The organism is Cobetia sp. AM6 (genome assembly GCF_009617955.1).
Lineage (GTDB): Bacteria > Pseudomonadota > Gammaproteobacteria > Pseudomonadales > Halomonadaceae > Cobetia > Cobetia amphilecti.
In genome coordinates this window covers 1,136,274-1,161,000 of the sequence record NZ_AP021868.1, presented here as the reverse complement: position 1 = coordinate 1,161,000, position 24,727 = coordinate 1,136,274, and the positions used below count along the sequence as shown (strand labels likewise).

Genomic DNA, 24,727 nt, shown 5'->3' with positions numbered 1-24,727 from the left:
GCTCTCATGGCTCAGCCAGCGCTCAATGGCCCATCTGCGGGCTTATGAGTGTGTCAGCAGGGCGGCGTCCTGCGGGGCGACCAGACGCAGAGCGCCGGGAATCAGCTGGAATTCGCTGTTCTCGATCAGGTAGCTCTCGCCATCGAGATTCACCGGCAGCGACTCACCACGATAGTGCAGCGAGTCAGTGCGCACATACCGCACGAAATAGCCATTGTCGGGAAGCGACTCCAGCTCCTCGATCACCTCACCCACGCGCGCGATGGGAAAGTCGCGGATCACCAGCACATCGAAGCAGCCATCATCGAGCAGCGCCCGAGGCGCCAGCTCCTGACCGCCGCCCGCCTGACGACCATTGCCGATCGCCAGCACGAACAACGCCAGCTCCTCCTCCACCCCATTGAGGGTCACGCTGCCACGATAGGGACGGAAGTCCCATGCCTTGAGCACACCCATCAGCGAATAGGCCCCGCCGCCGAACAGCTTCTTGAGGCCACCGGGCGTCGAGCGCGTCACCTCGGCACCGAAGCCCGCCGAAGCCATGTTGAGGAAGTAGGCATCATCCAGCTGCACCACATCGACGGCCCGCGCCGCCCCTTCACAGGCCAGCGCCAGCGACTCCGTCACCGGCTCGGGGATGCCGAGCGAGGTCGCCAGATCATTGGCGGTGCCCAACGGCAGGATCGCGACTTCCGGACGCTTCGCGAGTGGGTGCTGCATCAAGGCATTGGCGATCAGATTGAGGGTGCCATCACCACCGCCAACGACCAGCCGCGTGACGCCTTCATCGACCGCCTCGCTCACCAGTCTCGCGACATCATCACCCTCGAAGGTCAACCGCACTTCTAGCCCTGCCATACGCTCACGCTGAGCGAAGATGGCCTCACGCAGCTCCGGCTGCTGAGCCTTGTCCCCGTTGAGTATCACGCGCACACGCGCCGCTGATTCCATGGTGCCTCCTTGGCGACATGCGGATCGAGCGACAAGCATACTCTGGTCGGGGGCCTTCAATGAACCATCTCTGCCCTGCGGCCCGCCGCTGTCGCCAGCCAGCGAATCCTCCATGCCCGGCCAGTACCACCGGCCAGTCGCAATGCGCCGTCGCACCGGGCAGTCTTACCGACTAGACGCCCGGCTGACGTCGCGCGCCCAGCAGCAGCAACGGCAGCACCATCACCACGCTGATGAGCAGCAGACCCTGCTGAGGGGCGAGCGGCGTATTGAGCAGCGCCGTCGCCACCACTGCCGAGCCGCCGAGCTGGATGCTGCCGAGCAGCGCCGCCGCAGTGCCGGCACGCTCAGCGAAGGCCTCCAGCGCCAGGCTTGATGCCGCCCCGAGCGCCAACGAGAAGCCGACCGACAGCACTGCCACCGGCACCATGAAGGCAGCGGCAGACAGTGGCAGCCAGGCGAAGGCCGCGCCCTGCATCAGGCCGGAGAGCAGGATGATCGCCAGCCCCAGACGCACGGTGGGCTGACGGCCGAGGCGCGTGATCACGCGCGGTGCGAAGAAGAAGGTGATGATATTGATCACGGCATTGCCGCCGAACAGGGCACTGAAGACCAGCTCGGAGTGACCGAGGCGCTCGACCAGCAGCTCGGAGGACGACGACACATACAGCAGGATGGCGCTCATCGCGGCCATCGCGACCAGCGCCTGATACAGGAAGCGCCAGCTGGTCAACACGGGGCGGTAGCGCGCCCAGTTGTACAGCGGACGCTCCACGACCGTCGTGGCAGGACGCGTCTCGCCAAAGCTCTTCCACGCCATCAGGCCGACGCACAGCGCGAAGGCGGCCATGAACAGGAAGTTGGAGCGCCAGCCGAACTGCACCGCCAGCAGGCCGCCCAGCACCGGCGCCAGCGCCGGAATGATGCACAGCGCACCATTCAGATAGCTGTACATCCTGGCGCCCTGCTCCGGCGTGTAGCAGTCACGCACGGCCGCGAAGGCCACCGTCACCGTGGCGCATGCCCCCAGCCCCTGCAGGATACGCCCGAGATACAGCATGCTGATGTCCTGTGCCAGCACGGCGACCATCGCGCCGACGAGGTAGACCGTCGCGCCGCCCAACAGCGCCGGACGTCGTCCGTAGAGGTCCGTCAACGGGCCGACCAGAATCTGTCCGACACCCACAGCGCCCAGAAACAGCGTCACCGTCATCTGCATCACATCGGTGGGCTGGGCGAATTCACGCGCCATCGCCGGCAGTGAGGGCAGATAGATATCGATCGCCAGCGGCGAGAACATCACGCAGCCGACCAGCAGCAACAGCAATAGTCGTGCGTTGGGCATGGGCCTTGCGGCAGCAGAGGAAGACACGGACATGGATAATCTCGAGAGTCAGAAGCCAAGGGCGGCCCGATAGAGGGGCCATCAAGAATCCGCAGAGCCTAGCGCCTGCGACTTATGAAGCAAAATGATATTATTTCAGGCCTGATATTCCACTGGAGAAACTCATGAGCGCGACTGCTCCGCAGACACCCGCAAGGCCGGTTGGTGCCCAGTCTCCAGCCGCGTCGTCACTGCCTGCGTCTTCGGGCTCAGCGCCAGCGTCCACGCCCTTCAACACGCGCATCGATCTCAATCTGCTGCAGGTGCTGCAGGTACTGCTGGAAGAGTGCAGCGTGACGCGCGCGGCAGGCCGCCTGCATCTCTCGCAGTCTGCCGTCAGCAAGAGTCTGGCACGCCTGCGCGTGATGTTTGATGACGCCCTTTTCATTCGCGAACGCCATGGTCTGCGCCCCACGGCGCGGGCCCTGTCATTGCGTGGCGAGCTGGCCGAGCTGCTCTCGCGTCTCGAGAACCTGAGCGCCCCTGCCACCTTCACCCCCGCCACCAGCCAGCGGCGCTTTCAGCTGGCGGTGCTGGAAAGCGCCTGGGCGACCCTGATGCCGTCCTGCACGCGGGCACTGACCGATGCGCTGCCGCATGGCAGCCTCGAGATCAGCCGCTGGCAGGCCGATTGCCTGAGCCTGATGGAAAAGGGCCAGCTGGATATCGGGCTTGCCGGACACGATCACAGCGCCGAGACCCCGGGCGAGCCGCCTGCCCTCCCCGCTGGCTTCCAGTCGCGCCTGCTGTGGCGCGACGACCATGTGATTCTGGTGCGGCGTGATCATCCGCTCACGCGGCGCCAGACACCGATGACGCTGAGCGAATTCGCGGCCTTGAGTCATGTCCAGGCCACCTGCGAGGGGCGCTCACGCTGGTCGCTGGATGAGCGGCTGGAGCAGCACGGCGCACCACGCCGCATCAGCGTGCTGGTGCCGGATTTCCGCGATGCCCTGAGCATCGTCGCGCACAGCGAGCTGGTGTTCTGTGCCCCCAGAAGCTTTGCCCAGGCCAGCAGCGAGCTGCATGGGCTGGCGATTCTTGAGCTACCGATGCGCCTGCCCGCGCTCAGCTACCGCTTGATCTGGCATGCCAGCCACGAGCAGGACCCCGGGCACCGCTGGTTGCGACAGTCCCTGTTGACGCATATCCGCAACGCGCATGGGGAAGACGTCGAGGCCGCTGAGCTCTAGAATGGCCCCATTGTAAATTCGCCACCCGCCCTGCGGCACTGGCGCCGATACCCGCACGTCCCATGAGGTTCTGCCATGCGCTCCATCATCCGCCTGTTCTTCCGCACCCTGCGTCTGGTGCTGGCTCCCTTCATGCTGCTCAGCGAGAAACTGACCCGCGGCAGCGCGCTCGAGCGCAGCCCCGCCCAGCAGGCCGAGGTGGATGCCGAGACGGCCAAACTGGCGCTGTATCAGTTCTCGACCTGCCCGTTCTGCATCAAGGTGCGCAAGCGCATGCATCAACTGAACCTGAACGTCGAGCAGCGCGACACCCAGCACAACGCCACTCACCGCCAGGCCCTCGAACAGGGTGGCGGTCGCGTCAAGGTGCCGTGCCTGCTGATCACCCATGACGATGGGCGCGAAGAGTGGATGTACGAATCCGACACCATCAATGCCTACCTGCAGGAGCGCTTCGGCAGCGCGGCCTGACAGGATACCGGCTGATACGACGCAGACCGCAAGAGGCCGCTCTCATGAGCGGCCTCTTGCGGTCTGGTGAGCGCGATCACGCGCACTTGGGGGTCTCTCTTCTGCTTACCGTCTTGCCCACCTTCTGCCTCTCATCAGGCCAGCGCCTGCGAGACGGATGCCCGCTTGTGGCGAGCCGCCTGGCGCATCTGATCCATCGCCCACACCATCGCCAGCGTCAGCGCGACGGCCCCCAGGGTATGCGCCAGCGCCAGATCCAGCGGCAACCACCACAGCACATTGGCGATCCCCAAGCCTGCCTGCACCAGCCAACACCCCAGCGCCCAGCGCCAGGGGTTGTCAGGCGCCGCCTTCCGCGCCGGCAAGTGGCGGCGCTGGCGCCAATACAGCGCCAACAGCACCGCCCCCAACAGCACGGCCCCGCCACGGTGCGCCATGTGAATGGCCGTGCGTGCCTCACCATGCAGCTGCCCATGCAGGTAGCTGGGGCCGACATCCTGGGTCAGGTGGAAGCCCTCTCCCCAGTCCATCGCCGGCCATGCGGCACCATTGCAGGCCGGGAAACCTTCACAGGCAAGCCCGGCATAATTGCTCGAGGTCCAGCCCCCCAGGGCCAGCTGCCCCAGCAGCAGAGCCGCGGCCAGAGCGGCCAGCCAGGGCTGACGCCGGATGTGCGCTGCATCAGCGCCCGCCGTGTGTTGCCCAGCCGTCACCTTGAGGTGCGCCGCCCGCCGTCTGAGTGATAGCCACAGCAACAGCAGCAGGCTCAATACGCTCAGACCGCCCAGCAGATGCAGCGTCACCACCTGCGGCCACAGCTTCAGCGTCACGGTAAAGGCCCCGAACGCGCCCTGGACCAACAGCATGCCCAACAACAGCCAGCAGCCGGCCAAGGGAAAACGCGTGCGCGCCTCCGCTCCCCAGTGATCAGTCACCTTTGCCTCGCCACTGCCACCCTCGAAGGTCTGCGACTGATGAGCCTCCCGACGGCGTATCCGCCAGCCCAGCGCGAGCAATGCGATGGCCGCAAGCCCGAGCAGACTCGCCGCATAGCGATGGATCATCTCCGCCCACGCCTTGTAGCCTTCAAGCGGATGATGCGGGCTATGCAGGCTCGCGGTCTGGGCATCCGGCACGACCAGGGCGCCATAACAGCCCGGCCAGTCGGGGCACCCCAGCCCGGCGTCCACCAGCCGCGTCCAGGCTCCCAGCCCGATCACCAAGATGACCAATCCCAGCATGCTGGCGACCAGTCGCTGACTGCTGCGCCACAGGCGTGCCGTCACCCGTCGGCTCACCGCCTGCCGGGCGGCAGAGCCATGCACCAGATCAGACGACTGCTCAGGCGTCGCCATCGAGAAGGCCTGCGCGGCGGCAGCTTCATCAGTGGTGGCGTGACGCAGAAATGGCGGGCGAGGCAGCAACGCCGCCCCTCGTTGGCGGGCCCGCGGTGGATAGCGCTTCTGTATGGCGAGGCGAGACATGGCATATCTCCCTGGTGAAGCGAAAGAAGATCACGTGCGACTTGGCGAGGCCCGGCCTGGCGAGGCGCTAACTATCGAGGTCCGACCTGGCGAGGCGCGACCTATCGAGGCGCAACCGGATTACGCTTGAGCAGCCGGCGCACATCCTTCATCACGGCCTGCGGCGTGATCTCGGGCCCGTAGGCGACCACGACCTGCCCATGAGGGTCGATCAGGCGCAACTGGTGCGACGCGGAAGTGGCATCGTTCGGTGCCGGCCAGCGCCCGAGCGCCCGTTGCTCGCCCGGCACCCGGGGATGCACAAAGGTCTTTTCAGCCACCACCAGGCGGCCCAGGCGTGGCGCCTCCTTGCCAAGCGCGCGATGCAGGCGCCACCAGCGCTCGGCCTGCGCCGCGGCCAGCTGCGGCTGGTTCGGCTCCGGCCAGCTGAGCCAGAAACGCTGCTCATCCGCGCCTCGCGCGGCCAGCGGCGGCATGCCGGGGGCCTCCTTCGCGCTAACAGCGCCGCCAGTCGCGTTTCCTGTGGCGTTTTCGGTGACGTTGTCAGTGGCGTTTTCTGTCACGAGGTAGTCGAGCGACCAGTCCGTGAGCGGCTTGACCTTTGGCAACAGGGCACCGTTTGCCACCCGTCCTTCGGGAATCCCTACCTGTGCGCTCAGCATGGCCCACGCCAAGGGCAGCGGGGCGGACAACAGCCCCAGCAAGGCCACGAGTTTCAGACGCTGTCGCATCACGTGTGTCATCGCTCTCCTCCTGACGACGGCTTCCCTGCATGTCCGGGCGTGCGGACAACAGACTCAAGACACAAGCACCGGGCGCTAGGCCTGGCGCTGACGTAGCGCGGACTGACGTTGGCGGCGCGCACCCAGAATCATGACCACCGCCGCTCCCAGGCTGAGCCCCAGCCACTGCAGCGCATAGGCATAATGGCGCTCCGGCGTCATGTTGCTCGGCTGCCACCAGGGCAGGAATCGCCCCTCCCCGCTCGTCTGGTGCAGAACACCCGCAAAGGCCGGTGTGCCCAGCGCCTGCCAGGCGCTCAGATCGACCTGCTGCAGGCGCTGCCCCTCGCGATTGGGGCCGAACAGTGGGCCACCGCTGTTGCCCTGGCCGTTCAACCACTGCCAGCGACCACTGATCACCCCGGAGCCTGTCGGGGTCGTGAACTCCGGGTCACTGCGCGGGGCCGGCGATGCCACGAAGCCACGCTCCACCAGCCACCAGCGGCCATCCAGCGTTCGGAAGGGCGTGAGCACCGCCACGCCATGGCGCTTGTCCAGCGTGCGGTTGTCCAGCAGCAGGCTGTGTTCCGCGAGCCACTCGCCGCGCAGCTCGATCAGGCTGGCACTGGCGGGCGGTGCCGTCGGCATCACCAGCTCTGGCGCGCTGGCGGTATCCTCCAGATGCTGGGCACGCGCCTGGCCACGCATCACCTGCCAGCTGCACAGACACAGACCGAGCACGATCAGGCATCCCCAGAACAGCCACCAGCCGCGTCCGACCTGGCGCTCCTGCGTCGCCGCCGTTGAAGACTCCTGCCCCATTGAAGACACCTGCGCCGCTGGCGCTGACTTGCGCTTGTCTGCCGGATGAGCTCGACTGTCACAAGCGAGTGCCGCGCTGTGCTCACCCGCCACTGTCTGCGCCCCGGGAGGTGACATGCTGCTCAAATCGCTGATCGCACTGGTCTTTATCGGCATGCTGGCAAGCCTGGTCGCCGGCGCCGGTTTTCTGCTGCGCGATGGCAGCCGCAGTCGACGCCTGCTGACCTCTCTCAAATGGCGGGTTGGCCTGGCAGTGTGTCTGGTGATTCTGCTGGTCATTGGCTTCTCCACCGGAATGCTGGACTGACATCACGCCACGTGCTGTCAGAACACATAGACGAACAGGAACAGACCGATCCACACCGCATCGACGAAGTGCCAGTACCAGCCAGCCGCTTCGAAGGCGAAGTGACGTTCACTCGAGAAGTGGCCGCGTATCACGCGCACCAGCATCACGATCAGAATCAGGGTGCCGATGGTGACATGCAGACCATGGAAACCGGTCAGCAGGAAGAAGGTGCCGCCATAGACCCCCGCCTGCAGCGTCAGCCCCAGGTGGTGCCAGGCCTCGTAGTATTCGATGCCCTGCAGGGTCAGAAAGCACAGCCCCAGCACCACGGTGCCCGCCAGCCAGTTGCGCGCCGTGCGCCGAAACTCCATCTTCAGTGCTTCATGCGCCACCGTGAGGGTGACACTGGAACTGACCAGCAACAGCGTGTTGGCCAGCGGCAGCTGCCAGGGCGACAGCAGCTCTCTGGGTCCGGCGATGCTGGTATCCGGCGGCGTCATCAGGGGCCAGCTGGCGGTGAAGTCAGGCCACAGCAGCGCCGTCACTCCCTTGGCGCCCTCGCCATCGAGCCAGGGCAGCGCGAAGGTTCGCAGATAGAACAGCGCCCCGAAGAAGGCCGCGAAGAACATCAATTCCGAGAAGATGAACCAGGCCATGCCCCATCGGAACGAGCGGTCCATCTGGTCATCGTAGAGGCCGCCCATCGACTCGCGCACCACATCCCGAAACCAGCCCGCCATCACCAGCACCACGGCCAGCAGGCCGATGCCTGACAACCAGGCGGCGCTGCCGTGCACCATCCAGATCCCAGTCCCGATCATCATGCCGCCCACCGCCAGCACGCCGAAGATGGGCCAGGCACTGTGGGCCGGGACGTAATAGCTGCCACTGCTCATGTTTCACCTCCTGCAGAATGCTCTGCACCATCGCCCCCCGCGGATGACGGCGTCGTGACCGGATAGAGCGTGTACGCCAGAGTCAGATCACGAATGCCCTCCGGAAGGTCAGGGTCGACCTGAAAGACCAGCGGCAGCTCGCGCCGCTCGCCTGCTGCCAACGTCTGCTCCTGGAAGCAGAAGCACATGATCTTGCGCAGATGCAGTGAGCCCTCGGCAGGACTGACACTGGGGACCGCGCGGCCACGCACCGGGTAATCGGCGTGATTGGTGAACACGAAGCGCGCGCTGTACTGGCCACCGGGATGGATGCGGAACTGCTCATCCAACGCCTCGAGTGTCCACGGCAGGCCCTGCCCCTGCTGGGTGATGAAGCGCACCGAGACCCAGCGGCTCTCGTCGATCTCCATGGCCACCGCGGCCCTGGCCTGACTGGCGGCCTTGCCATTCAGGCCGGTGAGATTGCAGAAGACGTCATAGAGCGGCACCAGCGCGAAGGCGAAGCCCAGCATCGCGACCAGCGCCAGCAGCGTGCGCCGCACGGTGCGTGCCACTGCCTGTTGCTGTGCTGCGTGATCGCGTGAGGGCATGTCACTCTCCTGGCCGCTGTCCATCGCTCAGCGGATGATCTGGCCATCGCGGGTCTGCGGAGGAATCTCGAAGGTATGCAGCGGCGCCGGACTCGGCACGCTCCACTCCAGGTCCACCGCGCCCTCCCAGGCACACGCCGGCGCTCTGACACCGCCGCGCGCGCACTTGACGATCACGACCAGGAACAGCAGCTGCGAGATACCGAACAGGAAGGCGCCGATGCTGGACAGCATGTTGAAGTCGGCGAATTGCAGCGCGTAATCCGGGATGCGCCGCGGCATGCCGGCCAGCCCCGAGAAGTGCATCGGGAAGAAGGTCAGGTTGACGCCGATGACCGACAGCCAGAAATGCCACTTCGAGAGCCCCTCGTGGGGATAGAAGCCGGTCCACTTGGGCAGCCAGTAGTAGGCTCCGGCGAGAATCGCGAACAGCGCGCCGGGCACCAGCACATAGTGGAAATGCGCCACCACGAAGTAGGTGTCGTGGTACTGGAAATCCGCCGGGGCGATGGCCAGCATCAGGCCCGAGAAGCCGCCGATGGTGAACTGGACGATGAAGGCGATCGCAAACAGCATCGGGGGCTCGAAGCTGATGGAGCCGCGGAACATGGTGGCGATCCAGTTGAAGACCTTCACGCCGGTCGGCACCGCGATCAGCATCGTCGTGTACATGAAGAACAGTTCCGCCACCAATGGCAGGCCGACGGCGAACATGTGATGCGCCCAGACCAGGAAGGACATGATCGCGATGGAGCCGGTGGCATAGACCATCGAGGCATAACCGAACAGTCGCTTGCGCGAGAAGGTCGGCACGATGGCGGACACGATGCCGAAGGCCGGCAGGATCATGATGTAGACCTCGGGATGCCCGAAGAACCAGAACAGATGCTGGAACAGCACCGGGTCGCCGCCACCGGCGGCATTGAAGTAGCTGGTGCCGAAGTTGATGTCGAACAGCATCATGGTGATGGCGCCCGCCAGCACCGGCATCACCGCGATCAGCAGGAAGGCGGTGATCAGCCAGGTCCAGACGAACAGCGGCATGTCCATCAGGCGCATGCCCGGGGCACGCAGATTGAGGATGGTGGCGATGATGTTGATGGCGCCGAGAATCGAGCTGATGCCGGCGATGTGCAGCGAGAAGATGAAGAAGCTGGTCGAGGGCGGCGCATAGGTGGTGGACAGCGGCGCATAGAAAGTCCAGCCGAAATTGGGGCCACCGCCCTCCATCAGCAGGGTGGAAAGCAGCAACAGGAAGGCGACCGGCAACAGCCAGAAGCTGAAGTTGTTGAGGCGCGGCAGCGCCATGTCGGGCGCGCCGATCTGCAGCGGAATCATCCAGTTGGCCAGCCCGGTGAAGGCCGGCATGATGGCGCCGAACACCATGATCAGCCCGTGCATGGTGGTCATCTGGTTGAAGAACTCCGGCTGCACCATCTGCAGGCCGGGCTGGAACAGCTCGGTGCGGATCACCAGCGCCATGATGCCGCCGATGAACAGCATGCTCAGCGAGAAGATCAGATAGAGGGTGCCGATATCCTTGTGATTGGTGGTTAGCAGCCAGCGCAGCATGCCGCGCGGCGCGCTGCCGTGGCCCTCGCCCACATGAGCGCCGCCTGCGGTGGCCCCCTCGCTCTCGCTGGCCTGAAGTACCGCCTTGCGTGGCTGTTCACTGGCCATGACACGCCTCCTGAATGCGTCGCTTGCACGCTATTGAGACAGCTGTTCCTTGATGACGGCTGGCTGCACCAGCTCGCCGGTATCGTTGCCCCAGGCGTTGCGCTCATAGGTGATGACAGCCGCCAGCTCGACCGGGCTCAGCACATCGGCGAAGGCCGCCATGGGCGTGCCCGCCTTGCCGTTGACCACGATATCAATGTGCGCCTGCATGTCCTGGGTGACGATGGCGCTGCCCACCAGCGAGGGGAACGCCGGCGGCATACCCTGGCCATCCGGCTGATGACAGGAGGCACAGATGGTGGCATAGGTCTTCTCGCCCTTCTCCATCAGCTCCTCGAGGCTCCAGTCACGACCGGCATCGTTGAGCGCGGCCTCGGCTTCGGCCTTGCGCGCGATCAGCCACTCATCGAACTCGGCTTCCGGTAGCGCCTCGACCACCACCGGCATGAAGCCGTGGTCCTTGCCGCACAGCTCGGTGCACTGGCCACGATAGGTGCCGGGGGTCTCGATACGCGTCCAGGCCTCATTGATGAAGCCGGGAATGGCGTCCTTCTTGACGCCGAAGTCCGGCACCCACCAGGAGTGGATGACGTCGGCGGAGGTGGTCAGGAAGCGCACCTTGCGATTGATGGGCAACACCAGCGGGTTGTCGACTTCCAGCAGGTAATGCTCGCCCTTGGCGGCGGTGTTGTTGATCTGCTCGCGCGGGGTCGCGAGGCTTGAGGTGAAGGCGACATCCTCGCCCAGATACTCGTACTGCCAGCGCCATTGATGGCCGGTGATCTTCACGTCCAGTGCCGACTCGGAGGCGTCGTACATGTCCTTGAGCGTGGCGGTGGCAGGCACCGCCATCACCACCAGGATCAACAGCGGGATGGCGGTCCACAGAATCTCGATACGGGTATTTTCATGGAAGCTTGCCGATACCGCACCGCGTGACTTGCGGTGCTTGATCATCGCGTAGCCCATCACACCGAACACCACGATGCCGATGACCACACAGATCCAGAAGATGATCATGTGCAGCGAGTGGATCTCGCGGCTGACCGCAGTGACCCCGACCGGCATGTTGTATTCGACTGCCAGCACCGAAGGGGAAAGGGCTGTCAGTGACAAGGCCGTCAGTGACAGGGTCGTCACTGTGCGTCGCAAGCGCAGACGCATTGGCCTAGTGACACGGGAAAGGCATTCCGCGATCCATGACATCGGCGCCTCCTTGTCATTGTTATCGAGAGCCTCACCCAGATGACGGCGCTGAGCGGCTCCCCGTGCTCCGACTTGCTTCGAGTATAGAAGAGCTTGGCGGAACACAAGGTCGCGTGGATCAACCCACTGATACTCCTTGGTCGCAAGGCAGAGCGAGGCAAAAACGGCTACCCCGCGCGTGATGCCGCCTGAGCACAAGGCGGTGGCGCGCTTCTGCGTTCAGTCCACGCAGGAAGGCGACGATTGAGTCATTGCCAAGAAGTCGGCTCGCGACATGCCGGCGCGCGCCGGGGCGACCAATGGCGAAGTTATATGCGCATTTATCGATGTTAGCGTCACGCCGACCTGCACCAGTGTGTTGAAAGCCCTCCGGCACGCGTCCAGACACCAGACACACGCCAGCACGCCCTACTCAATCCATCACCACGCCTCTCGGAATCTGCCATGAACGCCATCTGGCTTGCCCTGTTCGGCTGCGTTGCCTTCGCCATCGGCTATCGCTTCTATTCCCGCTTTCTGGCCGAACGCATCTTCCGCCTCGACCCGAATTTCGTGACGCCAGCCCACGCGCTGCGCGATGACACCGACTACCTGCCGACCAATCGTTGGGTGCTGTGGGGTCACCATTTCACCTCGGTGGCGGGCGCAGCCCCCATCGTCGGTCCGGCGATCGCCGTCTACTGGGGCTGGCTGCCGGCCGTGCTGTGGGTCGTGCTGGGCAGTCTGTTCGCGGCAGGCGTGCATGATTTCGGCACCTTGACGCTATCGGCGCGCCATCGTGGCCAGTCGGTCGGCACCCTGGCGGACAAGCTGATCGGCAAGCGTGCCAAGCTGCTGTTTCTGTTCATCATCCTGATTCTGGTCCTGATGCTGAACGCGGTGTTCGCCTGGGTGATCGCCAATCTGTTCATCAACTTCCCGGCCAGCGTGCTGTCGGTGCTGATCCAGATTCCGCTGGCGGTATGGATCGGCCATCGCGTCTATCGTCGTGGCGGCAAGATGTTGATCCCCTCGCTGCTCGCGCTGATGGTGATGTATGCCGCCGCCCTGCTGGCCGGTCAGTTCGAGTTCCTGCAGATCGACCTGGCCGGTGCCTTCACCGCCATGGCCGGTGGCGAAGATGCCACCCTGCTGTTCGGCCTTTCGCCCATCTCCAGCGCCTTCCTGGTGTGGATCATCGCGCTGATGAGCTATGTCTACATCGCGTCGGTACTGCCGGTCTGGAAGCTGCTGCAGCCTCGCGACACCATCAACTCTCACCAGCTGGTGGTCGGGCTGGTACTGCTGTATCTGGGACTGGCCGTAGGTGGCCCGCAGCTGACGGCGCCGGCCTTCAACGCCGATGCCGAGATGTCCTTCTACCCGCTGCTGTTCATCACCATCGCCTGCGGCGCCATCTCGGGCTTCCACGGTCTGGTCGCCTCCGGCACCACCTCCAAGCAGCTGTCCCATGAACCGGATGCGCGCCTGATCGGTTACTCCGGCGCGCTGGGCGAAGGCATGCTGGCGCTGATTTCCATCATCGCGGTGGCGACCCTGTTCGCAACCCAGGCCGATTTCAGCGCAACCTATTCAAGCTTCGCCGCGGCGGGTGCCAATGGCCTCTCGAGCTTCGTTCAGGGGTCCGGTCAGCTGATCTCGCACCTCGGCCTGCCCGCCAATGTCGGCAGTACGCTGGTTGCGGTCATCGTGGTCAGCTTCGCGGCGACGACGCTGGACTCCGCCGTGCGCCTGATGCGCTACATCATCGCGGAACTGGGCAGCGAATACGGCATGCCGGCGCTCAGCCACAAGCATGTCGCCACCAGCATCGCCGTCATCGCCAGTGCCGCGCTGGTCATCCTGCCGCAGGGGCCCAAGGGTTTCGGTTCCGGCGGCTACCTGCTGTGGCCGTTGTTCGGCACCAGCAATCAGCTGCTGGCGGGCATCTCGCTGATGCTGGTCTCGGTGTGGCTCAAGCGTCAGGGCCGCCCTGTCATCTATACCCTGGCCCCGATGGTCTTTTTGATGATCATGACGCTGTGGGCGATGGTGCAGCAGGTGGTGCTGGATTGGTCGGGCATGGGCAGCAACGACCCGCAATGGCTGTTGTTCACCTTCGGCAGCCTGATCATGGTGTTTGCGCTGTGGATTCTGCTCGAAGCCAGCCGCAGCCTGAAGTCTCCCGCCCGGGTGAGCGCTCATGAGAGCTGATGACAACTCCCGGTTGGCGTCATCACCGCGCCCGCCGGGTCTGACAAGGCGCCTGCTGACAGGTGCCATTCAGCTGCGGGATGGCTGGGAGGCCATGCTGCGCGTCAACCAGCAGCGCGATCTGGCGCAGCTTGCCCGTGAGGAGGAGGACATCTTCATGATGATGAGCTTCGCGGAGCTGATGGGCATCCCCAATCCGGCGCCTGCCGTCTCGCTGGAGATGCTGCCGCTGATGCTGGAACGCATGCATGACTGGCACCTGCGTCAGGGGCTTGAGCATTCACCGCTGGAGGGCTTCAAGTGCTGTTGAGCAGGTTCTGGAAACGCGCGGCATCCCGCAAGGGGAAAGATACGGCTGTCTGGGCAGGCACTCAGCCGTCAGCGGTTCACGAGACTTACGAGACTCACACTCACCAGTCTGGCCAAGCACCGGGGCAAGCCGGGAAATCGGAGCATCCCGAGATCTGGTTCTTCGGTGGCAAGGGCGGTGTCGGCAAGACCAGCTGCGCGGCGGCCCAGGCGCTGGCACTGGCGGAGAAAGGCGAAGCGACCCTGCTGGTATCGACAGACCCCGCGCACAATCTCGGCGATCTGTTCGGTGCGGTCGGTGGCAAGCCCTGCAACATCGCGCCGCGCCTCGACGTGATGGAACTGGACCCCGAGCGGGAATGCGACCGCTACCTGGAGGCGGTCCGCCAGCGGATCGCCCCCCTGGTAAGTGGCGAGCGCAGTGCCACCGTGATGCGCCAGCTCGAGCTGTCACGCCACGCCCCCGGCACCAGTGAAGCGGCACTCTTCGATGCGCTGGTGGAGATCATCCTGACCCCGCCAGCCCCGCTGGAAGATGAAGATTCACATTATCGCCACATTCTGTTTGATACGGCCCCCAGCGGGCACACCATTCGCCTGCTGAGCCTGCCTGAAGTGCTGGGCGGCTGGCTGGAGGGCATGCTGGGCCAGCGCAGGCGCGCCATCGCCGAACGCAGCCTGTGGCTGGACAGTCAGCAGGCATCAGAGACGCCAGGCGAAGAAGCGCCGGAAGACCCGATCAGCGCGGCGCTGGAGCAACGCCGTACGCGCTACGCAGCATTGCGTCAGCGCTTGAGCGATACCCGCCGGGCGCGCGTGATTCTGGTCAGCACGCCAGAGAAGCTGCCGTGTCTGGAGACAACTCGAACACGAGAGGCACTGGAAGCTCATGGTCTGGCCGTCGGCGGCTTGATCATCAATCAGTGCCTGCCGGAGCCCGCCGCGCAAGGGGCTGGCAGTCCCCCCTCAACGCCCCGCGAGCCGCAGGCTGACTGGGTCGCGACCTGGCGAGAACAGCAGCAACACTGGGCCGCCAGACTGGAGGAGGCCTTCGCTGATCGCCCGCGCCTGCGTCTGCTGCGCCAACCACAGCTGCCGGAGGACCGCGCAAGCCTTGCCCCGCTGGTGGCGCAATTCGCGGCGTTCCGCCCCTGGTCACCCGCCCCTGCCGCGTCCTCTTGCGGTTGCGCTGCCCCCGCTAGATGACTCGAGAGGTTGCCCTGCGCTTCATCCCATCAGTGCTTCAGACCCTCAGCCCCTCAGCGCTTCCGCTCTTTCACCCTCCTGCTCTCCCGCTCTCCCGCTCTCCCGACCTCATACTGATCCGCTGATCCCTCATGTGCTGACGACACGCATTTGCGTACGGGGTCGGGGAGTTCATCATTCAGACACTTCGATCTGATAACTTATTCAGAATTTGCGCATATTTATGCACCATCACTGCCCTGGCCTCACCTGACTTGTGCACGCACCTTGCGTGAGGCGAGGCATGTGCACGCCTGCGGGCATGGCAAGCGAATTGCATTGTGTTGCATCCCCCTCCATGACGTTCAGGATGCTGCTCACATGGCAACAATCTGTTGCAACAGGGTGCGCAATAACTGCACAAAACAACCATACAGTCGCCTCGCCATTCCGATAGAATAGCGGGCTAAATATCTTCCTCATCATGACATCGTTGCTTTGGCCTGCCGCGCCTGCGGTGAGTCACAATGTGGCGATGATGACGCACTTCAGCCCCTGAATTTCGTAAAGGACGCTCCATGGCCCCGACTTCCCCCAGTCAATCCCGCTTGCAGAGACACCCATTGGCTTTCAATGCCCGCCGCCTCGGCCTGCTTCCAGCAAGCCTGCTGCTGGTCGGTGCCCTGCTGGCCGGCTGTAGCGGCGACAAGGAAGAGGCTGGCCAAGGCTCCGCCGCAGGCGCCAGCCAGGCCGCTCAGGTCGATGTCGTCACCGTCACCGCCCAGGATGTACCGCTCACCAGCGAACTTCCGGGCCGCACGCGTGCCTATCAGATCGCGGAAGTGCGTCCGCAGGTCGGCGGTATCATCGAATCGCGCGACTTCACCGAAGGCAGTGACGTCGAGGAAGGTCAGGTGCTCTATCACATCGATTCGCGCACCTATCGCGCCGATGTCGAGAGCGCCAAGGCGAGCCTGGCGCGTGCCGAGGCGAGCCTCAACACCTCGAGCCTCAAGGCCAAGCGCTACAAGAATCTCGTCGCGCGCAAGATGGTCAGCCAGCAGGATTATGACGATGCCGTGGCCACCGTCGGCGAAGACCGTGCCGATGTCGCCTCGGCCAAGGCCGCGGTATCCAGCGCGCAGATCAACCTGGATTACACCAAGGTCAGCTCACCGATCAGTGGTCGTATCGGCAAGTCCAGCGTCACCAAGGGCGCACTGGTCACGGCCAGTCAGGAAACCAGCCTGGCCACCGTCCAGCAGCTGGACCCCATCTATGTCGACCTGACCCAGTCCGCCACCGAGGTGCTGCGCCTCAAGCGTGAGCTGGGCGAGAATCGCGATGCCGCCACCGCCCCGGTCCAGACGGAAGTCGAGCTGGTGATGGAAGACGGCAGCGTCTATGGCGCCAAGGGCAAGCTGCAGTTCGCGGATGTCACTGTCGACCAGGGGACCGGCATGGTCACGCTGCGCGCACTGTTCCCCAACGAAGATGAGCTGCTGCTGCCGGGCATGTTCGTGCGTGCCCGTCTGACCGAAGCCGTCGCCAAGGATGCCATCCTGATTCCGCAGAAGGCCGTGAGCCGTGACAGCACGGGCCAGGCCAGCGTGATGACGGTTAATGCCGAGAACAAGGTCGAGGCCAAGCAGGTCGTGATCGGTCAGGCCATCGACAATCAGTGGCTGGTGACCAGCGGCCTCGACAGCAATGACAAGGTCATCGTCAGCGGTCTGCAGAAGATCAAGCCGGGTGCCACGGTCGAGATCGCCTCGGACGAGACAGGCACTGACCAGAACGCCGCATCTCAGTCGCGGACTGCTGCCAGCAGCGACTCCTCGGAAAGTGAACAGGCCAAGACCGGCGATAGCCAGTAAGCCTGCCCCCGCTTTTCGCGCCACTGTCGCCAGTCAGACGAGAGACGCTTCTCGTGTGATTGGCGACCGTCCCGAACGACGTTCCAGGAGCCTCAAACGTCATGGCCAGATTTTTCATCGATCGCCCTATCTTTGCCTGGGTGCTCGCCATCATCGTGATGCTGGGGGGTATCTTCAGTATCCTCAAGCTACCGATCGAGCAGTACCCCTCGCTGGCCCCTACCAGCATCACCATTCAGGCCACCTACTCCGGTGCCTCCGCCCAGACGGTGGAAGACACGGTGACCCAGGTCATCGAGCAGCAGATGAACGGCATCGACAATCTGCTGTACATGAGCTCGACCTCGGACTCCCAGGGCAACGCCAGCATCGAGCTGAGCTTTGACACCGGCACCGACCCCGACATCGCCCAGGTTCAGGTACAGAACAAGCTGCAGCTGGCCACTCCGCGCCTGCCGCAATCCGTACAGAACCAGGGTGTCTCGGTCACCAAGTCCTCCGGCAGCTTCCTGATGGTCGCGGCCTTCGTCTCTGACGATGGCAGCATGACCAAGCAGCAATTGACCGACTATGTCGCCTCCGACATCCAGGATGAGGTCGCGCGTGTCCAGGGCGTCGGCGAGACCCAGCTGTTCGGCGCGCCGGGGGCCATGCGTGTCTGGCTCGACCCGCAGAAGCTCAACAACTTCAAGCTGACCACCAGCGACGTCACCACGGCCATCAGCACGCAGAACAACCAGATCGCCTCGGGCCAGCTGGGCAATCTGCCGGCGGAAGAAGGCCAGCAGCTCAACGCCACCATCGTGGCGCAGACCCTGTTTGAAACGCCGGAGCAGTTCGGCAACATCCTGCTCAAGACCCAGGAAGATGGCTCTCAGGTCTATCTGCGTGACGTCGGTCGCGCCGAGAAAGGCGCCGAAACCTACAGCACCGTCAGCCGCTACAACGGCAAGCCTGCTGCTGGCCTGGGGATCAAGCTGGCCTCGGGCGCCAACGCGCTGGACACCGTCCAGGCCGTCAAGGACCGCCTCGATGAGCTGTCCGCCTACTTCCCGCCGGGCATGAGCTTCAAGGTCCCATACGACACCTCACCCTTCGTCAAGATCTCCATCGAAGAAGTGGTGATGACACTGCTGGAAGCCGTGGCACTGGTCTTCCTGGTGATGCTGCTGTTCCTGCAGAATTTCCGCGCCACCCTGATTCCGACCATCGCGGTGCCGGTCGTGCTGCTGGGCACCTTCGGGGTGCTGGAAGTGCTGGGCTTCTCCATCAACACCCTGACCATGTTCGCCATGGTGCTCGCCATCGGGCTATTGGTCGACGATGCGATCGTGGTGGTCGAAAACGTCGAACGCGTCATGCACGAAGAGAAGCTCTCGCCACTGGAAGCGACTCGCAAGTCGATGGGCCAGATCACCGGTGCACTGGTGGGTATCGGCCTGGTGCTGTCATCCGTGTTCATTCCGATGGCCTTCTTCCCCGGCACCACCGGCGCGATCTTCCGTCAGTTCTCGGTGACCATCGTCTCGGCGATGACGCTGTCCGTACTGGTGGCGTTGATCCTGACGCCGGCCCTGTGCGCCACCCTGCTCAAGCCGACCAAGGAGAAGACCACCGGCTTCTTCGGCCTCTTCAACCGGGTCTTCGATCGCTCCAACGCGCGTTACCAGAAAGGCGTTGGCGGCATGCTCAAGCGCACCGGTCGCTCGATGCTGGTCTATGCATTGATCGTCGTCGGCTGTGGCGTGGTGTTCACACGCATCTCGACCGGCTTCCTGCCGGATGAGGATCAGGGCTATCTGTTCAACCAGGTCATCCTGCCGGTGGGCTCCACTCAGGAGCAGACCCTCGAGACGCTGGAAAAGGTCGAGCATCACTTCCTGGTCGATCAGGAAGATGCGGTTCAGGAAATGTTCGACGTCGCCGGCTTCAGCTTCGCCGGTCGTGGTCAGAACATGGGCCTGGCCTTCATCAACCTGAAGCCGTGGGATGAGCGCGAGCGCGATTCCTTCAGCGTGGTCAGTGAAGCACAGAGCTACTTCAGCACCTTGAAGGAAGCCCTGGTCTTCGCTATCAACCCGCCGCCGATCATGGAACTGGGCAACGCCAGCGGCTTCGACATGATGCTGGTCGACCGTGGCGGCATCGGCCACAAGGCACTGACCGACGCGCGCAACCAGCTGCTGGGCATGGCGGGCCAGAATCCGGCCGTGACCGGCCTGCGCCCCAATGGTCTGGAAGACAGCCCGCAGTTCACGCTCAATATCGATGAACTCAAGGCGACGGCGATGGGTGTCTCGCTGTCAGAGGTCTACTCGACGCTTTCCACGGCGTGGGGCTCGACCTACGTCAATGACTTCCTCGACGAGGGTCGTACCAAGAAGGTCTATGTGCAGGCGGAAGCCAGTGCCCGCATGCAGCCGGAAGACCTCAAGAAGTGGTACGTACGCAACACCTCCGGCGAGATGGTGCCGCTGAGCGCCTTCATCAACGGCGAGTGGACCTACGGGTCGCCGCAGCTGGAACGCTACAACGGCGTCTCCTCGATGGAACTGCTGGGACAGGCGGCACCGGGTTACTCCACCGGTGAGGCCATGCAGGCCATGGAAGAGATGGTCAGCCAGCTCAACAATGGCGTCGCGCTGGAATGGACCGGCATCTCGCTGCAGGAATCCCAGAGTGGCGGCATGGCACCGTATCTGTATGCCATCTCGCTGGTCTTCGTCTTCCTGTGTCTGGCCGCGCTGTATGAGAGCTGGAGCATTCCGTTCTCCGTCATGCTGGTGGTACCGCTGGGGGTGCTGGGTGCCCTGCTCGCCACCTGGATGCGCGGACTCGACAATGACGTCTACTTCCAGGTCGGCCTGGTGACGACCATCGGGCTCTCGGCCAAGAACGCGATCCTGATCGTCGAGTTCGCCAAGGACCTTGAAGTGCAAGGTCGCTCGCTGATCGATGCCACCATGGAAGCCGTGCGCATGCGTCTGCGCCCGATCCTGATGACCTCGCTGGCCTTCACCCTGGGTGCCGTGCCACTGGCCATCTCGACGGGTGCGGGTGCCGCCAGCCGTCACGCCATCGGTAACGGCGTGATCGGCGGGATGATCTCGGCCACGGTGCTGGCGATCTTCCTGGTGCCGGTCTGCTATGTGGTCGTGCGCCGAGTCTTCGGTGAGCCGAAGGACCTCAAGCGAGCCCACGAAGCGGCCCGCCAGGAGGATGACCTTGTCTGATCTCTGATCACGACAGAAGCCTCATTGCTGTCACATTGCGTGACGGCCCTGCACGCCGCCCTCTCCGGGCGGCGTGCCTGTTTGCAGGCTGGCAAAAAAAGGCGCGCTCACGCGGCAAGCATTGAGTGCCATCAGCCTTTTGCGGCATCATGCTACTATCGAACACTGTTTGCCTGCGCAGGCCTGGTGCTCCTACAGCTCCTATACCTTCGCAGGTCCGCGTGTGCATGGGGCCAGGCCACTGACGGCGCATCCCCGAGAGCGCTTCCCCAAGAGCGCAGCCGCAGGCGTGGTCAAGCCGCGGCTGACAATGCCTCTGCGCATGACCCGAACACGCGCGGCACGGCGATACACCACCCGATCCCGCTGGAGCGACATGCCTCGTCCCCTTGCTGCCCTGCGCCGCTACACCCGGCGTACCTTTGAAACCCGTGATCCGCCGCAGGTGTTCGCGCCTGTCACGTCAGGCGTGTCACGGCGGCGGATGCGTGCCTGCGAGTGCTGCGATCTCGTCGTGGCTCTGCCGGCGCTCAAGGCCGGCGAGCGCGCCCGCTGCCCGCGTTGCGATCATCTGTTCGCCCAGCGCCACGCCCATGCCGTGCAACGCACCCTGGCACTGGCGATGGCGTGCCTGGTGATGCTGGCGCTGACGCTGCCCTTCGAGTTCATCGCCTTTGCCACCAGTGGCATCTCGGCAAGCCTCAGTCTGATCGATACGCCAGCCGCCCTGACGGCCGAGTCCTATCCTTCCCTGGCCGTGCTGCTGATCCTGACCATCGTGATGCTGCCGGCGCTCTACCTGCTGGGCGTCATCTATACGCATGCGGCCATCGGGCTGAAACTGCCCTTGCCGGGCATTCGCGGCATTGCGCGCACCCTGAGCCACCTGCGCCCGTGGATGATGGCGGATGTGTTTCTGGTAGGCGTGATGGTGAGCCTGGTCAAGATCGCCGGCATGGCCGATATCAGCTTCGGCCCTTCCTTCTGGGCGTTCTGCGCCTTCGCCCTGCTGATGACCAAGACGCTGGCCAGCATCGATGGGGATCGCATGTGGTTCGCGCTGGCAGGCGAGCCAGCTGCCCCCAGCGGTACGTTGCCGGGCATCGGCGCCGCCTTGCAGGGATTGGCCAGTTGCCATAGCTGCGGCCTGATCAACGCCTGCGGCGAACGGGAGGCGCACACCCACTGCCTCCGCTGTGGCGACCCTGTCCATCAGCGCAAGACGCAGAGCCTGCAGCGCACCTGGGCGTGGCTGATCGCGGCGGCGATTCTGTACATCCCCGCCAACCTATTCCCGATCATGACCACGGTCAGCCTCGGGGAGAATGACCCGCAGACGATTGCCGGTGGCATCGTGGTGCTCTGGTCACATGGTGACTGGCCCATCGCGATGGTCATCTTCATCGCCAGCATCCTGGTGCCGGCCTCGAAGATGATCGCCATCGCCTGGCTGTGCATCAGCGCCCAGCGCCCCGAGGTGCAGCATGCGCGGGCGCGGGTGACCCTGTACCGCATCACCGAATATGTCGGGCGATGGTCGATGGTCGATGTCTTCGTGGTGGCGCTGCTGGCCGCGTTGATCCAGCTGGGCGCGCTGATGTCGGTCCACCCGGGGCCCGCGGCGCTGTCCTTTGCCTGCGTGGTGGTGCTGACGATGCTGTCGGCGTTGAGCTTCGACCCACGCCTTGTCTGGGACACCGAGACGGAGAAGACGATGATGGCGAACACGCTGTTCGGTGATCTGCCGCTGACCCCGCTGACGGGCTCCGCATCTCTTGCCGCGTCCTCGCAGGCCACGCCTCCGTTCACGACCCCGGATGCCTCCCGCAATCCCCCTTCCGCTGCCGCCTCACAGGATGACTTATGAGTGATGATTCTCGCGCACGTCGTGAAAGTCGACGCCGCCTTTCACCGATCTGGATAGTCCCGATCGTGGCCCTGCTGATCGGCGCCTGGATGGTGTGGCACAACTACGCCAGCCGTGGCCCGCTGATCACGATCGAAATGGAGACGGCGGAAGGCATCGAGGCGGGCAAGACACTGATCAAGACCCGTAACGTCGAGGTCGGCAAGGTCGAATCCGTGCGTCTGTCAGACAATCTCGACAAGACCATCGTCACCGCGCGCATGTCCAAGGACAGCGAGCGCATGCTCAATGCCGACTCGCGACTCTGGGTCGTGAAGCCGCGCATCGGTCGTGAGGGCATCAGTGGCCTCAACACCGTGCTGTCGGGGGCCTATATCCAGCTTCAGCCCGGCGACAGCCGCGATGAGGAGGACCACTTCGTGGCGCTGGAGCAACCGCCGGTGACGACGCAGGACGCCAAGGGGCTGCGCATCGACCTCACCAGCAACGATGGCAGCGTGCTCTCGGATGGTGACCCCGTCACCTACGAGGGCTTCGTGGTCGGGCGCGTGGAATCCAGCGAGTTCCGCCCCAGCGAGAAGGAAATGCACTACACCCTGTATATCGACTCGCCCTACCATGAGCTGGTGACCTCCACCACGCGCTTCTGGTCCACCAGCGGGGTCAGCCTGCGCCTGGACTCCCAGGGCCTGCAGGTCGATGTCGGGTCACTGGAAAGCGTACTGAGCGGCGGGGTGGCCTTCGGCATTCCCGAAGACCTGCCGCGTGGCCGCCCGGTGGTCGAGAACACCTCCTTCACGCTGTATTCCGACCAGGAAGAGGCCCGTGAAGGCAGCTTCCACCAGGCCATCGACTACGTGATCATGGTCGACGATACCGTGCGTGGCCTGTCGCGCGGCGCGCCGGTGGAATTTCGCGGCGTCCGTCTCGGCACCGTGGTCAGCGTGCCCTATCGCCTGACCCACCAGCGCGTGCGGACGCTGTCGAGCTTCGAGATTCCGGTGCTGATTCGCATCGAGCCCGAACGCCTCGAGGGGCAAGTGGATGATGAAGGCGTGGCCCAGTGGAAGAAGCGCCTCGAGCGCCTCTTCAAGCGCGGCATGCGCGCGACGCTGAAATCCGGCAACCTGCTGACCGGCGCCCTGTTCGTCGATCTCGACTTCTATGACAACCCGCCGCCCTACAAGGCCGATACCTTCGATGATATCGAGGTCATGCCGAGCGTCTCGGGGGGCCTGGCGCAGATGGAAGCCAAGCTCAATGCCCTGCTCGACAAGCTCAATGCGCTCGATGTCGAGCCGGTACTGAGCAACCTGAACAAGACGCTGTCGGCCTCCGAGAGTCTGGTCAAGCGCCTCGACAAGACGGCCGGTCATGTCGATAGCCTGCTGGGTTCCGAGGCGGTACAGAAACTGCCGGGCGATATCAGCACCAGCATCGACAACCTCAATCGCACCCTGGATGGCCTGACACCGGATTCTTCCGCCTACCGCAAGCTGGAAGGCGATCTCGAACGACTGGACCGCGTGCTCAAGAAGGCGGAACCGCTGCTTGATACGCTGGAGAAGAACCCCTCCAGCCTGATCTTCGACAAGCCGACCACTCGCGATCCGATTCCAAGGGCCCAATGATGACGACAGCCAAGAGTCTCTCGACCCGCACAGCCGCCATGCCGCAAGCGTGCAGCGCGTCTGCCTCACCGCGCACTTCCACGTCGCACAAGGGCCGCTTCGGCGGCCTGATGGCAGGCTTGCTGATGCTCGGCACACTGGCGGGCTGCACGACCGCCGCCACCGGTGGCGCCTACCTGCTGCCGCAAACGACACAGGCTGGCGCCGCCCAGCGTAGCGTTGCCGCCGATGCCCCTCTGCTGGAAGTGATGCCGGTGCAACTGGCCAGCTATCTGGAAGGCGGCAGCCTGGTCTATCAGACGGACGACATCACGCTGGTACAGGCCAGCCAGAACCTGTGGGCCGATGACCTGCAGGACATGCTGACCCGCCAGCTGCTGACGCAGCTCAAGGCCAGCCCCGCCCAACCGCTGAGCCAGTACCGTATCGCGGATACCAGCCTGAGCGGCCTCAAGGGCGTACGCCTGAGCGTAAGCCTGGATCGCTTCATCGGCCGCCACGATGGCCAGTCCGTCATTACCGGTCGCTGGCGCCTGCGCGGCGTGGATGGCAGCGTGCTGGAGGAAGGCGACATCCAGACGCTGACTCCCCTGACGGATGACGGCTATCCGGCGCTGGTCAATAGCCTGGGCGAAGGCTGGCGTGTGACCGGCGAGCAGTTGGCACGTGAGATCGCCAAGGCATTGCCGGCCACGGCGGATGCCAGCTGACGACCTGACGGTCTGACAGAACAGGGCGCGACTG

At 64.3% G+C, this 24,727-nt stretch carries 20 protein-coding genes; 11 read left to right on the top strand and 9 right to left on the bottom strand.

Features of this window, described 5'->3' with window-relative positions; genetic code table 11:
• Window positions 1-42: 42 nt before the first annotated feature.
• A complete protein-coding gene (yegS, locus tag CLAM6_RS04955) occupies window positions 43-951 on the bottom strand; it encodes a lipid kinase YegS (protein ID WP_153635306.1) in 909 nt (302 codons plus the stop codon).
• A gap of 172 nt (window positions 952-1,123) precedes the next feature.
• A complete protein-coding gene (locus CLAM6_RS04950) occupies window positions 1,124-2,329 on the bottom strand; it encodes a multidrug effflux MFS transporter (RefSeq protein ID WP_225347735.1) in 1,206 nt (401 codons plus the stop codon).
• A 131-nt stretch (window positions 2,330-2,460) separates the two neighbouring features.
• On the opposite strand from CLAM6_RS04950, the gene CLAM6_RS04945 reads away from it, so the two are divergent.
• Both CLAM6_RS04945 and CLAM6_RS04940 read left to right on the top strand, forming a co-directional pair.
• A complete protein-coding gene (locus tag CLAM6_RS04945; protein ID WP_153635305.1) occupies window positions 2,461-3,528 on the top strand; it encodes a LysR family transcriptional regulator in 1,068 nt (355 codons plus the stop codon).
• Between the two features lie 75 nt (window positions 3,529-3,603).
• Window positions 3,604-3,999: a glutaredoxin family protein gene (locus CLAM6_RS04940; RefSeq protein ID WP_043337063.1), complete on the top strand. Its 396-nt coding sequence runs from the start codon at window positions 3,604-3,606 to the stop codon at window positions 3,997-3,999.
• Between the two features lie 134 nt (window positions 4,000-4,133).
• On the opposite strand, the gene CLAM6_RS04935 is transcribed toward CLAM6_RS04940, so the two are convergent.
• The 3 genes from CLAM6_RS04935 to CLAM6_RS04925 form a co-directional block, all read right to left on the bottom strand.
• On the bottom strand, window positions 4,134-5,240 hold the full coding sequence (locus CLAM6_RS04935; protein ID WP_242007802.1) for a COX15/CtaA family protein: 1,107 nt from the start codon (window positions 5,238-5,240) through the stop codon (window positions 4,134-4,136).
• A gap of 344 nt (window positions 5,241-5,584) precedes the next feature.
• Entirely contained in the window at window positions 5,585-6,226 is a 642-nt protein-coding gene (locus CLAM6_RS04930) for a hypothetical protein (protein WP_153635304.1), read from the bottom strand.
• Between the two features lie 75 nt (window positions 6,227-6,301).
• Window positions 6,302-7,027 (bottom strand): SURF1 family protein, encoded by a 726-nt coding sequence (locus CLAM6_RS04925; protein ID WP_153635303.1) that lies wholly within the window; start codon window positions 7,025-7,027, stop codon window positions 6,302-6,304.
• Window positions 7,028-7,142: 115 nt separating this feature from the next.
• Between CLAM6_RS04925 and CLAM6_RS04920 the strand changes: the two genes are divergently transcribed.
• Window positions 7,143-7,334: a DUF2909 domain-containing protein gene (locus CLAM6_RS04920; RefSeq protein ID WP_043337068.1), complete on the top strand. Its 192-nt coding sequence runs from the start codon at window positions 7,143-7,145 to the stop codon at window positions 7,332-7,334.
• A gap of 17 nt (window positions 7,335-7,351) precedes the next feature.
• Here CLAM6_RS04920 and CLAM6_RS04915 read toward each other — a convergent pair whose 3' ends face one another.
• From CLAM6_RS04915 to coxB, 4 genes are read right to left on the bottom strand one after another with little or no spacing between them, the layout of a single operon-like run.
• Window positions 7,352-8,212 carry a cytochrome c oxidase subunit 3 gene (locus tag CLAM6_RS04915; protein ID WP_153635302.1) on the bottom strand — a complete coding sequence of 287 codons (861 nt, stop codon included), beginning with the start codon at window positions 8,210-8,212 and terminating at the stop codon, window positions 7,352-7,354.
• The gene (locus CLAM6_RS04910; protein ID WP_153635301.1) at window positions 8,209-8,802 is read right to left on the bottom strand and encodes a cytochrome c oxidase assembly protein; all 594 of its coding nucleotides are present in this window, start codon (window positions 8,800-8,802) and stop codon (window positions 8,209-8,211) included. Before CLAM6_RS04910 ends, CLAM6_RS04915 begins: the two co-directional genes overlap by 4 nt.
• Window positions 8,803-8,829: 27 nt before the next feature.
• Entirely contained in the window at window positions 8,830-10,482 is a 1,653-nt protein-coding gene (gene ctaD / locus CLAM6_RS04905; protein WP_107335293.1) for a cytochrome c oxidase subunit I, read from the bottom strand.
• A gap of 30 nt (window positions 10,483-10,512) precedes the next feature.
• Window positions 10,513-11,646 (bottom strand): cytochrome c oxidase subunit II, encoded by a 1,134-nt coding sequence (coxB, locus tag CLAM6_RS04900; RefSeq protein ID WP_153636791.1) that lies wholly within the window; start codon window positions 11,644-11,646, stop codon window positions 10,513-10,515.
• A gap of 486 nt (window positions 11,647-12,132) precedes the next feature.
• Between coxB and CLAM6_RS04895 the strand changes: the two genes are divergently transcribed.
• The 8 genes from CLAM6_RS04895 (at window position 12,133) to CLAM6_RS04860 (ending at window position 24,693) form a co-directional block, all read left to right on the top strand.
• Window positions 12,133-13,881, top strand: a complete 1,749-nt coding sequence (locus CLAM6_RS04895; RefSeq protein WP_153635300.1) for a carbon starvation CstA family protein — start codon at window positions 12,133-12,135, stop codon at window positions 13,879-13,881.
• Window positions 13,871-14,191 (top strand): cory-CC-star protein, encoded by a 321-nt coding sequence (locus tag CLAM6_RS04890; RefSeq protein WP_242007747.1) that lies wholly within the window; start codon window positions 13,871-13,873, stop codon window positions 14,189-14,191. Before CLAM6_RS04895 ends, CLAM6_RS04890 begins: the two co-directional genes overlap by 11 nt.
• Window positions 14,182-15,396 (top strand): ArsA family ATPase, encoded by a 1,215-nt coding sequence (locus CLAM6_RS04885; protein WP_153635299.1) that lies wholly within the window; start codon window positions 14,182-14,184, stop codon window positions 15,394-15,396. Before CLAM6_RS04890 ends, CLAM6_RS04885 begins: the two co-directional genes overlap by 10 nt.
• Before the next feature lie 557 nt (window positions 15,397-15,953).
• Complete coding sequence (locus tag CLAM6_RS04880; RefSeq protein ID WP_153635298.1) at window positions 15,954-17,252, top strand: efflux RND transporter periplasmic adaptor subunit; 1,299 nt, start codon at window positions 15,954-15,956, stop codon at window positions 17,250-17,252.
• A 101-nt stretch (window positions 17,253-17,353) separates the two neighbouring features.
• Window positions 17,354-20,485 carry an efflux RND transporter permease subunit gene (locus CLAM6_RS04875; RefSeq protein ID WP_153635297.1) on the top strand — a complete coding sequence of 1,044 codons (3,132 nt, stop codon included), beginning with the start codon at window positions 17,354-17,356 and terminating at the stop codon, window positions 20,483-20,485.
• A gap of 376 nt (window positions 20,486-20,861) precedes the next feature.
• A complete protein-coding gene (locus CLAM6_RS04870) occupies window positions 20,862-22,352 on the top strand; it encodes a paraquat-inducible protein A (RefSeq protein WP_153635296.1) in 1,491 nt (496 codons plus the stop codon).
• Window positions 22,349-23,983 (top strand): intermembrane transport protein PqiB, encoded by a 1,635-nt coding sequence (pqiB, locus tag CLAM6_RS04865; protein WP_054554969.1) that lies wholly within the window; start codon window positions 22,349-22,351, stop codon window positions 23,981-23,983. Before CLAM6_RS04870 ends, pqiB begins: the two co-directional genes overlap by 4 nt.
• On the top strand, window positions 23,983-24,693 hold the full coding sequence (locus CLAM6_RS04860) for a PqiC family protein (RefSeq protein ID WP_172978625.1): 711 nt from the start codon (window positions 23,983-23,985) through the stop codon (window positions 24,691-24,693). The genes pqiB and CLAM6_RS04860 overlap by 1 nt, the downstream gene beginning before the upstream one ends.
• Window positions 24,694-24,727 lie beyond the last annotated feature (34 nt).

Coding starts and splice junctions, on each gene's coding strand:
- yegS (WP_153635306.1), bottom strand. CDS start 951: ATGGAATCAGCGGCGCGTGTGCGCGTGATACTCAACGGGGACAAGGCT.
- CLAM6_RS04950 (WP_225347735.1), bottom strand. CDS start 2,329: ATGTCCGTGTCTTCCTCTGCTGCCGCAAGGCCCATGCCCAACGCACGA.
- CLAM6_RS04945 (WP_153635305.1), top strand. CDS start 2,461: ATGAGCGCGACTGCTCCGCAGACACCCGCAAGGCCGGTTGGTGCCCAG.
- CLAM6_RS04940 (WP_043337063.1), top strand. CDS start 3,604: ATGCGCTCCATCATCCGCCTGTTCTTCCGCACCCTGCGTCTGGTGCTG.
- CLAM6_RS04935 (WP_242007802.1), bottom strand. CDS start 5,240: ATGCTGGGATTGGTCATCTTGGTGATCGGGCTGGGAGCCTGGACGCGG.
- CLAM6_RS04930 (WP_153635304.1), bottom strand. CDS start 6,226: ATGACACACGTGATGCGACAGCGTCTGAAACTCGTGGCCTTGCTGGGG.
- CLAM6_RS04925 (WP_153635303.1), bottom strand. CDS start 7,027: ATGGGGCAGGAGTCTTCAACGGCGGCGACGCAGGAGCGCCAGGTCGGA.
- CLAM6_RS04920 (WP_043337068.1), top strand. CDS start 7,143: ATGCTGCTCAAATCGCTGATCGCACTGGTCTTTATCGGCATGCTGGCA.
- CLAM6_RS04915 (WP_153635302.1), bottom strand. CDS start 8,212: ATGAGCAGTGGCAGCTATTACGTCCCGGCCCACAGTGCCTGGCCCATC.
- CLAM6_RS04910 (WP_153635301.1), bottom strand. CDS start 8,802: ATGCCCTCACGCGATCACGCAGCACAGCAACAGGCAGTGGCACGCACC.
- ctaD (WP_107335293.1), bottom strand. CDS start 10,482: ATGGCCAGTGAACAGCCACGCAAGGCGGTACTTCAGGCCAGCGAGAGC.
- coxB (WP_153636791.1), bottom strand. CDS start 11,646: ATGCGTCTGCGCTTGCGACGCACAGTGACGACCCTGTCACTGACGGCC.
- CLAM6_RS04895 (WP_153635300.1), top strand. CDS start 12,133: ATGAACGCCATCTGGCTTGCCCTGTTCGGCTGCGTTGCCTTCGCCATC.
- CLAM6_RS04890 (WP_242007747.1), top strand. CDS start 13,871: ATGAGAGCTGATGACAACTCCCGGTTGGCGTCATCACCGCGCCCGCCG.
- CLAM6_RS04880 (WP_153635298.1), top strand. CDS start 15,954: ATGGCCCCGACTTCCCCCAGTCAATCCCGCTTGCAGAGACACCCATTG.
- CLAM6_RS04875 (WP_153635297.1), top strand. CDS start 17,354: ATGGCCAGATTTTTCATCGATCGCCCTATCTTTGCCTGGGTGCTCGCC.
- CLAM6_RS04870 (WP_153635296.1), top strand. CDS start 20,862: ATGCCTCGTCCCCTTGCTGCCCTGCGCCGCTACACCCGGCGTACCTTT.
- pqiB (WP_054554969.1), top strand. CDS start 22,349: ATGAGTGATGATTCTCGCGCACGTCGTGAAAGTCGACGCCGCCTTTCA.
- CLAM6_RS04860 (WP_172978625.1), top strand. CDS start 23,983: ATGACGACAGCCAAGAGTCTCTCGACCCGCACAGCCGCCATGCCGCAA.